Source organism: Succinivibrio dextrinosolvens, assembly GCF_900116345.1.
In the GTDB taxonomy this organism is placed as follows: domain Bacteria; phylum Pseudomonadota; class Gammaproteobacteria; order Enterobacterales; family Succinivibrionaceae; genus Succinivibrio; species Succinivibrio dextrinosolvens_B.
Map to the genome: position 1 here is coordinate 21,967 of NZ_FPAH01000018.1, position 11,588 is coordinate 33,554.

The window sequence follows — 11,588 nt, forward strand, 5'->3', positions numbered from 1 at the left end:
GCTGCATACAGAAAAATTATTATCAGATTAGAGACTGTTCGGTTGAATTGATGTTGTCAGGGTATTTCATCCCCTTATCTTTACGGATAGCCTCTTCAAGTCCCTGCAGATAGGTTGCGCCCAAAGCTCTGTCATATAAGCCATAGCCAGGACGTGCCTTCTCGCCCCAGATCTCTCGGCCGTGATCAGGACGTACAACGCCGTTAAAGCCGACTTCAACCAGAGCCTTCATAATTTCATACATATCAAGTGATCCCTCACGTGATACATGAGAACTCTCGTGGAACTGATGATCACCGGTGTGTTTTACATTGCGGACATGAGCAAAGTGAATTCTTGAGCTGATTTCCTTATTACGGATAATCTTAGGGATGTCATTGGCAGGATTACTGCCCAAAGAACCGGTACATAGAGTAAAACCGTTGTATGGAGAGCTGTTCATTCTGGCAATCTTTACCAGATCCTCCTCGCACTTGCAGATACGAGGCAGACCGAACAAGTCATAGGCAGGATCGTCAGGATGCACGCCCATCTTAATATTGTATTTCTCACAGGTTGGCATGATTGCATCCAGGAAATACTTGAAGTTTGCACGCAGCTCATCTGCAGTCATTCCCTCAAACTTCTTGATTTCAGCTGTAATCTCGCTTCTGCGGTTCAGCTCCCAGCCAGGCATTTCAAAGCCATTGGAATTATTTACAATGTAATCAAACATCTCCTCGGCACTTAATCCTTCGCAGATTTTTCCGTTATAGCCCAGAGCTGTTGAGCCATCTTCCAGAGGCTGAGCCAGATCAGTTCTAGTCCAGTCAAAAACAGGCATAAAGTTATAACAGACAAGATGTATGCCGCATTTACCAACAGCCTCAAGTGATTTGATATAGTTTTCAATATACTTGTCACGAGTGTTAGCTCCATATTTAATATCCTCATGAACATTGATACTCTCAATGCCCATCAGCTTTAAGCCAGCCTTCTCTACAAAGAGTTTACGCTCTAAAACCTTTTCTTCAGACCATACTTCACCGGCAGGAATCTCATGAAGTGCGGTAATGACGCCTTCCATTCCTCCGATCTGACGAATCTTCTCTAGTGAAATTGGATCCTGTTCAGGTCCATACCAGCGAAATGACATGTGCATCATAATTGACAGACTCCAGTAACTAATTGATGAATCTAATGCTGAAAAAGAGCTATTCCTCTGTATTTAATATTGAATGAGGAATAGCTTTTTGTTTTAAAATCAGACGTTAAAACCGAAATAACGGTTGGTATTGTTAAAGGAAATATCCTCAACCATCTGACCTAGGAAATTCATATCCTCAGGATACATACCCTTTTCCACATAGGTGCCGATAAAGTTGCACATAATGCGACGGAAGTATTCATGTCTGGTATAAGACAGGAATGAACGGGAATCAGTAAGCATTCCAAGGAAATTACCTAATACGGAAAGACTTGCAAAAGAGGTCATCTGATCAACCATTCCCTGATATGAATCATTGAACCACCATGCAGCACCCTGCTGAATCTTGCCCTTTGCCTCTGGGCCCTGGAAAGCACCAATGGCAGTAGCAATAGGACCGTTATCGGCTGGATTTAACGAATACCAGATAGTCTTAGGCAGAGCATTTCTCTCATTAAGCTCATTCATAAGCTGACCGATAGCTTCTGCGCAAGGACGGTTGCCCATGTAGTCAAAACCGGTGTCTGAGCCTAGAAGCTTAAACATCTTTGTGTTTGGATCGCGAATTGCGCCAAAGTGAATCTGCATTACCCAGCCATACTTGGTATAGCCCTGAGCCAGATGAAGCAGAATCATTGACTTATAAGCTTCAATCTCCTCTGCAGTTAATGCCTCATTGGCAAGACCTTTTTCATAAATTCTTTCCAGATCACTGTCAGAGACAACCTTGCAGTAGGCATAATCAATACCGTGGTCTGCAGCACGACAGCCCATGTCATTGAAAAACTTCATTCTCTCATCGATTGCAGCAAAGAAATCCTTGCAGGAATCAATCTTCCTGCCGGTTAACTTTGAAATATGCTCAACGTATGATGCAAATTCAGGCTTCTCAATCTTCATTGCCTTATCTGGGCGCCATGCAGGTAAAACCTTGCAAGGAGAGGTACTATCAGCAGCCAGTTTCTTATGCCACTCAAGAGAATCACCAGGATCATCGGTAGTACAGATACACTTAACATTAGACTTGCGGATAATGTCACGAACTCTGAAGTCATCTGAGGCAAGCTTTTCATTGCACTTTTCCCAGATTTCCTTGCAGGAGTGTTCATTTAATGGCTTGGTAATATCAAAATATCTCTGAAGCTCAAGATGAGTCCAGTGATACATAGGGTTGGCAAATGCCCGAGGAAGAGATTTAGCAAAGGCCTCAAACTTCTCATAGTCTGAGCTTTCAGAGCCTGTAATCTGGCTCTCAGGATAACCGTTTGATCTCATCACACGCCATTTGTAGTGATCACCTGATAGCCAGGCATCAGTGATGTTTCTGAACTTGTAGTTTTCAGCAATCTGCTGAGGGTTGATATGGCAGTGATAATCAATGATAGGCATTTTTGCAGCATGTTCATGATAAAGTCTGCATGCAGTGTCGTTTTCGAGCATAAAATCCTTATCTAAAAACTTTTTCATTTTTAAATCTCACTTAATAAATTTGATGTAAACCGGTTCTTGACCCGCAGATAGATGCGGATCAGACAAAAGAAATCAGATCGTTACGGCGCCAGTCCAAGCATATCTTTTGAAACAGGACCTAAAGCTTCCGGGTAACCTGCAAGGTATGCAAGATAGCTTGATAGGAATGGCAGATATGTGATCATCATCAGGACCATGAAGATCAGCGCATAATATGGCAATAGTGGCTTGATAACCCTTTCAATTGAGGTCTTGCCAACCTTAACACCTACAAACAGGATATTGCCTACAGGAGGCGTAATCAGACCAATGCATAGGTTGAAGGTAATGATGATACCGAACTCAACTGGTGAAATACCGCATGATGTTGCAATTGGCAGGAAGATTGGTGTAAAGATCAGAACTGCAGGAGTAGTATCCAGGAAGGTACCGACAAACAGCAGCACAATATTGATGATCAGCATAATCACAATCTTGCTTTCTGAAATTCCTCTTAAAAGCTCGCCTACAGCTTCAGGGATACTAACAAAAGAAATTACCCATGACATGATTGAGGAAACACCAATCAGAAGAATGATGATACCTGTCATCTGTACTGAATTTGCATAAATATTAAGCAGCTTCTTAAGAGTGATGGTGCGGTAGCACATGGACAGAATCAGTGAATAAACAACTGCAACAATAGCACCTTCAGTTGCGGTGAATGCACCTGCAACAATACCGCCGATTACAAGAACAATCAGTAACAGTGATGGCAGAGCATCAAAGGTAATCTTCATGGCAATTGGAAGAGTGATTTTCTGAGAATCCTTCTTGTAGCCTCTGCTGTGAGCCAGGAAACCGGCAAGAATCATGCAGACCAGGCCCCATAGAATTCCTGGGATATAACCTGCAATAAATAAAGCTGCAACAGAAGTACCGCCAGAGACCAGAGCATAGGTAATCAAAACATTGCTAGGAGGAATCAGAAGTCCGGTAGGAGCTGTGGCAATATTTACAGTTGCCATGTAATCGCGCTCATAGCCTTCCTTCTCTGCAATAGGACCAACAATTGAGCCCATGGCAGAAGCAGCAGCTACACCAGAACCGGAGATAGAACCGAACATCATGTTGGCCATAGCATTGGTATGGGCATAGCAGCCAGGTAGTCTGCCTACCAGAAGACGTGCAAAGTTCATAAGACGCAGAGCAATTCCGCCCTGATTCATGATATCGCCAGCCAGAATAAAGAATGGAATAGCAATCAGAGTAAATACAGAAATACCGGTGAAGGTACGCTGTGCACCTGTCTGCAGCATCATGTCAAAGTCGAGGGCTACACCACCAGCAACAATTGATGAAATTGCAATTGCAATGCAGATTGGAGTTCCCAGGATCAGCAGACCGATGAGGCAGACAGCCAAAAGAACACTTACAATAACAGTCATATCTGTCTTCCTTAATTGAGGGGAGAGTTCCTCCCCTCTGTTCATAAGAATCGTGGTTAAATCATCAAATTATGACTCAGCGCTGACACCATAGCTGTCAATGTCAGGAGAGGATAATGCCTTGAATATGTCTGAAAGATTCAGGATGCCATATAGGCAGATAATTACCCCCGCAATTGGGAGCACTGCATACATGAATCCCATACTGATACCCAGTGAAGCGGTTTCCTGGGAGAAGTTCTCAGTAGACATGATGTAACCACCATAGATCAGAAGCGAAACTGCGGTAAGCATTACACAAAGTTCAGAAAAAATGTCCAGATAGGCCTTTTTTCTGCCTGTAAATTTGGCAGAGAAGAAAGTCATGCTCAGATGACCTCTCTTGCCGAAGACACTAGCTGCACCCAGAATAGATAGCCAGGTGAAACTGTAGGTTACTATTTCCTCAGAGATTGTGCTTGGGGAATTAAAGAAGTAACGGGTTACAATCTGGTAAGTACCAACAATGGTCATCTCGATAAAAAGAACAACGCATATGCAGATCAGTACTTTGTCCAGAATTTGTCTTAGGCTTTGCATTTATCGCTCCGTTTTATGAGTTATTTATTGTTTTCTGCGTTAAAAGCTGAAGCTTTCTCGTACATAGCCTTCATTGCAGGGTTTTCTTCTAGAAGCTGCTGGTGTAGAGGTAAAACCTTCTCACGGAATTCGTTGGCATCAACATCAATGAAGGTTACGCCCATCTTCTTAGCCTGTTCCTTAGCCTCAGCAATTCTCTTGTGCCAGGCCTCGAACTCAACCTTCTGAGCTTCCTTGGCAGCATCCTCGAAGAGCTGACGATCCTCTGCACTTAACTTTGAAAGGAACTTCTCTGAGGCAACAATCAGATCAGGACACATCTGGTGACCATCATATGAGAAGTACTTACATACCTCACCGTGCTTCTGATCGGTTAGAGCCAGCTCATTGTTCTCTGCACCGTCAATAACACCCTGCTGCAGAGCTGAATAAACCTCACCGAAGCTCATTGGGGTAGCTGCAGCACCAAATGCTTCCATCATCTTAACGTTGGTAGGACCAGCCTGAACGCGGAACTTCTTGCCCTGCAGATCGGCAACTGTGTTGATTGGAGTCTTTGAGTAGAAATTACGAGTACCAGCAGTAAATGCACCTAATGGTCTGAAACCATCCTTCTGAGCATCTGAACCTAATTCAGCCAAAACTTCAGGGTTGGTAACGAACTTTTCAAAGGTATCTTCTGAGGTAAAGAGGAAAGGAACAGAGAATACTGCATATTTTTTGTTGAAAGATTCAATATTTGCTGTTGATACGGAAAGGAACTGAACTGAGTTCATTTTAACCAGCTCTAAGACCTTCTCATTAGCACCTAGTGAACTGTTAGGGAAAATTTTTACGTCGTACTTATCGCCAGCCTTGCTCTCAACATAGTTCTTGAAAGCGACAAATCCGATATGATCTGGATGTGACTCAATCTGGGTGTGGGAAATACGGACAGTGGTCTTGGCCTCTGCTGATGCAGCAAAGCCTAAAATAGAAGCAACAGCTAAAGCGGTGCCAAGAATTTTCTTAATACTCATAATAATCTCCTTACGATTAGTTTGTTTTTAGTAAAAGTTATAAATATAAAAAGTTGCTTGAATAGGGATTTGAAAATATATTCTCTTCCCAGAAACCTTAGGCTCTTATAGCCTTAACCTTCTTGAGGATCTCTCTGCAGGCTGCACTGATACCGGCATAATCTTCGGACTTAACCTGCTTAGGATCAGGAACGAAACTTCCGCCTACAGCGGCTACATTCTTAAGGGCCAGATACTCTGAGAGGTTATCTAAATTAACTCCGCCGGTAGGCACAAACTTGATTGCAGCATATGGACCTGCCAGTGCCTTTAAGGTCTTGGTTCCTCCATAGGCTGCTGCTGGGAAGAACTTAACCACCTCAAGACCGAAATCTAAAGCCTGCTCCAGATCAGATGGAGAAACAGTGCCAGGACAGATTGCAAGATTGTGCTTTAAGCACCAGTCAACAACCTTTGGATTAAAGCCTGGAGTAATTACAAACTTACCGCCGTTATCCAGGGTTGCCCAGGCCTGATCTACATTGTGTACAGTACCGGAACCAACCAGCATGTCAGGACAGGTATCTGCCATATTTCTGATGGCCTTTGCTGCGGCAGCAGTACGGAAGGTAACCTCGGCAACCGGAATTCCGCCATCACATAAAGCCTTAGCTAAAGGTGCAGCCTTAGCAGCATCCTCAAGTACCACCAGTGGCACAATACCTACTGTCTCAATCTCGCTTAACACTTTAAATTTCATCTATAATCTCCTAGAAATCTCTGCGTTTGTGGGAAGACATAAAGTCCTCAAGCTGTTCAGGTGTTGGCAGACCTTCATTATCTCCGCTGAAGGTACACTGGATGGCACCGATAGCACAGCCGCGCTCAACAGCATTTTCAAGGGAAAGTCCTTCCATAAGTCCTGACAGAACTCCGGCAGCAAAACCATCGCCGGCACCTACAGTATCCACAACCTTATCGATGATAAAACCTGCAACCTTACCTCTCTTATCAGGGGTAGCGTAATAGGCACCTTTAGGTCCGCACTTTACAATTACGCTTTTAGCTCCAAGATTCTGATAGAAAGATGCTATCTTCTCAGGCTCTGAAGAACCGCATAAAATCTCTCCTTCACCATCCCCAGGCATTACCAGATCAGCTTTTGAGGCCAGATCATTCAAGGTTTTAACCATCTGCTCAGAACTTGACCATAGCTGAGGTCTTAGATTTGGATCAAAGGAAATATAAAGACCAGCCTTGCGTCCAAGTTCAATCATTTTGTATACAGCCTTCAGGGTTGACTCTGAAAGAGCAGGAGCAATACCTGTAAGGTGTATGTGAGAGAACTCTGTAAAATCAATTTTTTCTACATCGCGCTCTGAGAGAGTAGATGCGGCAGAACCTGCACGAAAATAGAAAATCTGAGGGTCCCCTTTTGAAACCTTTCCCTTTAACATGAAACCGGTACGGTACTGGGATGAATAACTTACAAGTCCAGAACCAATGCCGTTATTTCTCAGAGTTGATTCAATAAGCTTTCCAAATGGATCATCTCCCAGCTTGGTCAGGTAGGAAACCTTATGTCCAAGTCTTGAAATTCCGGTTGCGACATTGAATTCAGCGCCAGCAACTGCCATTGAATAATCCTTTACAGTTTCCAGTGCGCCTTCCTGCTTTGCAATTAGGAGCCCCATTGGCTCTCCCACAAGCAGCAACCCTTTAGACATTTTTTTCTCCTATTCCCTTTAATGAAACATAAAGACAGACGTCTTATGTATTTCAGTTAATTGACTGATCCAGATTGGCTTTAAAAAGATTTTTTAGAATATAAAGCCGGATATTCTTTGTGATTGAGTATATGAAATCCAGAAAATCAAATTCTGAAGAATGAATACATATACATCAGGAGTTTTTTAGCCTGTTTGAGCTTTATTCGGAAAAGGAATAGAGGGATTTTTGATTTGAAGTCTTCTGATGTTGTGTGGATTGTTGTATTCATTGTTGCTCTACTCACTTACATGTGTTTAAGTTCAAAAATTTTTTATAAATAATTGTTATCTCTATATAAAAGCAACGATTATGCCAAAAAGTTATCTAATTGATATTTAGTTATATTTTTATTTAGCGTTAAAAACTGAAACATTTTGAATAATATAATGTGTTACATTACGTTTCAGATTGAAACTTATTGATATGATATATATCACAATTATACAAAAGTAACATACATCCATGATTGTTAATCACTTAAGCCTAATGCTTTAAGTTTTCTCCACAGAGATGTCCTTGATATTCCGGCAAGTTTTGCAACTTCAGCATTAGAATGGCGTTCGAGCATATAACGATAATATTCTTTCTCGATCTCAGATAGAGGCATGTTATCTTTAAAATTCAGAGAATGCTGTTCATTTCCAGAATCGGAAGAAATAACTTCTTTATCATGATTTAAAATACTTAAGACATTAGAACTTTTTATTTCTTCTCCATAAAAAGATAAAGCCTCAGCAAAATTTCGAAGCTCACGCACATTTCCGGGCCATGAATAACCTAAAAGAATTGATTTTATGCTGTTGTCAAATTCAATATCCTCTTCATTTTTATGAAGAAATTCTGCCATAAAGGCTCTGAATAGAACCAGAACATCTTTACCGCGCTCCCTTAAAGGCGGAATTGTCAGCTGCAGAACATTAAGTCTGTAATAAAGATCATATCTGAACAGACCTTTTTCACACAAAGGCAGGATCTTTTTGTTAGAGGCACAGATAATGCGAATATCCAGAGGAATAATTCTGTCATCACCGATACGCATAACCTCTCGCTCCTGAATAACACGCAGGAACTGACTTTGAACCTCAAGAGGAATTTCTGTTATCTCATCGAGGAATATGGTTCCTCCCTGAGCCATCTCAAACAGACCTTTCTTGCCTGAACTGCGGGCACCAGTAAAAGCACCTTCGGCATAACCAAACAGTTCGGAGGCAACCAGTCCCTGTGGAAGCGATGCACAGTTAACAGAAACAAAAGGCTTTTTAGAGCGGGGAGAATTATTATGAATACTCTGGGCAAAACCTTCTTTACCTGCACCGGTCTCACCAAAGAGCATAACCGTGGAATCTGAATTGGAAAATCGCTTAGCCAGAGCGACTGCATCTTCCATTACCAGGGACTCAAATCTTATATCCTTAAAGGAACGACGTGCAAAAAGACCTTTTTCGTAGGTGGAAATCTTAATATTCTTTGCCGACTCTTCAATTGCAGTACTGTCCTGCATAATTACAACATTACTGCTCGGACGGTTTCCTGAAATGAATTTATTTCCAGACAGAGGAATATTACGGAACAGAACTTTGTTCTGATTGAGGTTAACTACTCTTGGAACACTGTTTGCCCTAACCATATGTTCTTCAAGTTTGTGAAACCACTGCTCCCTAGGCTCAGGTCGCATCAGCTTAAAGGCACATTCATTGTAGATTGCGGGCTTATTATCAGAATCAAAGAAAATAACACCTTCATCAATGTTATCCAGCACCGATTCCATACACTCGAAATTCTTCTGACTGATATTCAGGTATTCGAGCATTTCCAGTGCCTGCAGGATTACTTTTTTTACAGAAAAGAAATCTGACTCTAAAGGTTCAACTGTCAGATTATGAGATTTAGCAGTTTCAATTGCCAGAACACATCCAAGTACTCCGTCAGATCCGCTTGCAGCTCGACGCTCAACGGTTGAAATTATATCTTCCGTATTCTTGCAGGGATTAAGTGTTACCTTTACATCGCCAATATTGAACTCAGCCTGAGTTAAGCCAATAAAATTATGCTGACTTATCACACTGATATTCTTGCAGTTCTTATCAACAAGAGTACTTATACCTTTCTGGATTTCATAATAGGAAGCGGTTATATCAACTACAGATATGCCTTTGACCCCGCGAAGCAGATCAGCTGTACCGCTTCTGCTTATGGCAATCTTACATGAAGGATACTTGTGCAGAAGTTCAACCGCCTCATAGTCAATCGCCTGCTCTACAGGAATAGAGAGCTTCATCTGGGAAATGGCATTTGAGGCAAGAGCGGCAATTCGCGAATTTGGAGCGAAAAAAACTATAGAATCCTTCATGGCTGAAGTCCCCTTATGTATTTTAAATTTTATTATTTTTTCTGGCGGGAATATTTTATCAGAAGAGAATCGGGGAATTAAGTATGAGGTACAGATCGGAATTAAACGTATGTCGAAAGTTATCTGAAGATTATCTATAAAAATTTAAGACGAGTCATAGAATTTTTGTTTTCCCCCAGAATTATATAAAAAGTTAAACTATATTTAGCTATGAACAATAGTAAATTTTAATAATCAAATAGTTACCGAGTAATCAGGAGACAACATAATGTTTAAAATTACTAAAATGCCGACAATCGTTTGCCCTAATTGCAAATCTAAAATAACCTTTACTGAAGATAATCTAGAAGAAAATGGTGTTGAAGGAGAGGAAAGAGAGCAAGGGGATGCTGTTACAGTCACCTATAAATTAGTTAATTGTTGTCCAAAATGTGGACGAGAGCATTATTATCAATTCTCAGCCACTGAATATCCAGAAGGGCTCTTGGACGGAGTTTCTAATATAACAAGTTCCGCAGATGAAATTGATATTGACGTGAGAGTAAAACTTAAATCTCAAGAAGAGTTGTAAGAATGAAAGAATAAAAAATTTACCAGAAAGGAGAGGCGATTATTTTTCTAACGAGAACGTGGAAGTTTTTTGTTATTCTTTAGTAATTTGTAGGGAATTACATTTCTGATCCGTTTATTATCAATAGAAGATCCGAGTTTAATTTAATGCAAAACAGATATTTTTTGTAAATACTAATTAACAACAAAGGTAATATAATCAGAAAGATATACTTTTTTGTTAAATACAAATTAAGAGCTTTTTGTAAAAAAACTAAATAGGCTCTCCGATTGAAAATTGAACGTATCTCGATTTAATTCTCAACATAATTCACTGTAAGAGCTATTTGATATATTCTTTATGCCTGCCAAACTTACTTGACAGACATACTTTTGTCATAGAGATATAATCTTTAGCTCTTTGCAAGTCCCTGAAGAACCTGATTTGCTGTCTTGATCATATCACTTGCACCGCTTACAAAACTGTTATACTGGCCCATGAAATCCTGCAACTTAACCATCTGAGTCTGGTTGTCGGAATTGCAGTTTTCTGCCATGTGCTGAATTGTAGAAGTGATAGCACGACACTGTTCAGCGGTCTTACCTTGCCATTTCGACCATGGTTTACCATTTTTCTTGTACCTTGTTATACCCCAGTTTGAAACATCAACACCAAGCTTCTTTGCTTCATTGTAATATTTATTTAATATTTTACCTCTCGCATTCTTATCTTTAGTTTCATCTTTGGTTATTGCACCTAGTTCTTGATTCATACGATCTATAAGCTTATTAAGCTTTTTGGCCTTGTCGTTCTGAGCCTTCATCTCTCCAATTTTCATCTCAGCTTCATGCTTCTTGGTTTCACCAACCTCAAGCATAACTATAGCAGCCATCATCTGAACTGACATGCCTTCTAACTCGGTGCCCTTGATATAGTTAATACCGTTAGTTGTAATTCCTGATACTGACATAATCGTTACCTCTTAAATGAAAATCTTTTATATGAAGCAGAGCTTTTGTAAAATTCAGATTCCTTTTCTTAACCTTTGACTTAAGTATAATACAAAAATTCATAAATGTTGCGCCTACTTTTAGCGACACATTTCTTTTAATAAAAGCTGGGATAAATATCACGTTTTTCAAGCTTATTTTTACCCTACACATATACCACACAATCCTTTAAAAAACAGAGTATTAAAAAGAACAAATGGGAGTATCTTCACATAAAAAAAATTCAGAAAAAAGATTGCATGAAGTCT

10 protein-coding genes are annotated in these 11,588 nt (G+C 40.6%); 1 reads left to right on the top strand and 9 read right to left on the bottom strand.

From position 1 onward, the window contains the following. Positions 1-22: 22 nt before the first annotated feature. The 8 genes from BM308_RS07195 to BM308_RS07230 all read right to left on the bottom strand — a co-directional run bounded on the left by BM308_RS07195 (position 23) and on the right by BM308_RS07230 (position 9,780). Positions 23-1,144, bottom strand: coding sequence for a mannonate dehydratase (locus BM308_RS07195; RefSeq protein WP_218152541.1), 1,122 nt, complete (start codon positions 1,142-1,144; stop codon positions 23-25). Positions 1,145-1,243: 99 nt separating this feature from the next. After that, positions 1,244-2,653, bottom strand: coding sequence for a glucuronate isomerase (uxaC, locus tag BM308_RS07200; protein ID WP_074944082.1), 1,410 nt, complete (start codon positions 2,651-2,653; stop codon positions 1,244-1,246). Positions 2,654-2,736: 83 nt separating this feature from the next. Beyond that, the gene (locus BM308_RS07205) at positions 2,737-4,083 is read right to left on the bottom strand and encodes a TRAP transporter large permease (protein WP_074944083.1); all 1,347 of its coding nucleotides are present in this window, start codon (positions 4,081-4,083) and stop codon (positions 2,737-2,739) included. Positions 4,084-4,152: 69 nt separating this feature from the next. Continuing rightward, the gene (locus BM308_RS07210) at positions 4,153-4,662 is read right to left on the bottom strand and encodes a TRAP transporter small permease (RefSeq protein WP_074944085.1); all 510 of its coding nucleotides are present in this window, start codon (positions 4,660-4,662) and stop codon (positions 4,153-4,155) included. A gap of 20 nt (positions 4,663-4,682) precedes the next feature. Then, positions 4,683-5,681, bottom strand: coding sequence for a TRAP transporter substrate-binding protein (locus tag BM308_RS07215; RefSeq protein ID WP_074944086.1), 999 nt, complete (start codon positions 5,679-5,681; stop codon positions 4,683-4,685). A 97-nt stretch (positions 5,682-5,778) separates the two neighbouring features. Next, on the bottom strand, positions 5,779-6,420 hold the full coding sequence (eda, locus tag BM308_RS07220) for a bifunctional 4-hydroxy-2-oxoglutarate aldolase/2-dehydro-3-deoxy-phosphogluconate aldolase (protein ID WP_074944088.1): 642 nt from the start codon (positions 6,418-6,420) through the stop codon (positions 5,779-5,781). 10 nt (positions 6,421-6,430) lie between these two features. Continuing rightward, positions 6,431-7,387 (bottom strand): sugar kinase, encoded by a 957-nt coding sequence (locus tag BM308_RS07225; protein WP_074944089.1) that lies wholly within the window; start codon positions 7,385-7,387, stop codon positions 6,431-6,433. Positions 7,388-7,899: 512 nt separating this feature from the next. Further along, positions 7,900-9,780: a sigma 54-interacting transcriptional regulator gene (locus BM308_RS07230; protein WP_074944091.1), complete on the bottom strand. Its 1,881-nt coding sequence runs from the start codon at positions 9,778-9,780 to the stop codon at positions 7,900-7,902. Between the two features lie 268 nt (positions 9,781-10,048). Between BM308_RS07230 and BM308_RS07235 the strand changes: the two genes are divergently transcribed. Next, complete coding sequence (locus BM308_RS07235; protein WP_074944092.1) at positions 10,049-10,351, top strand: hypothetical protein; 303 nt, start codon at positions 10,049-10,051, stop codon at positions 10,349-10,351. 391 nt (positions 10,352-10,742) lie between these two features. Here the strand turns inward: BM308_RS07235 and BM308_RS07240 are convergent, their stop codons facing one another. Continuing rightward, positions 10,743-11,300 (bottom strand): hypothetical protein, encoded by a 558-nt coding sequence (locus tag BM308_RS07240; RefSeq protein WP_074944093.1) that lies wholly within the window; start codon positions 11,298-11,300, stop codon positions 10,743-10,745. Positions 11,301-11,588 lie beyond the last annotated feature (288 nt).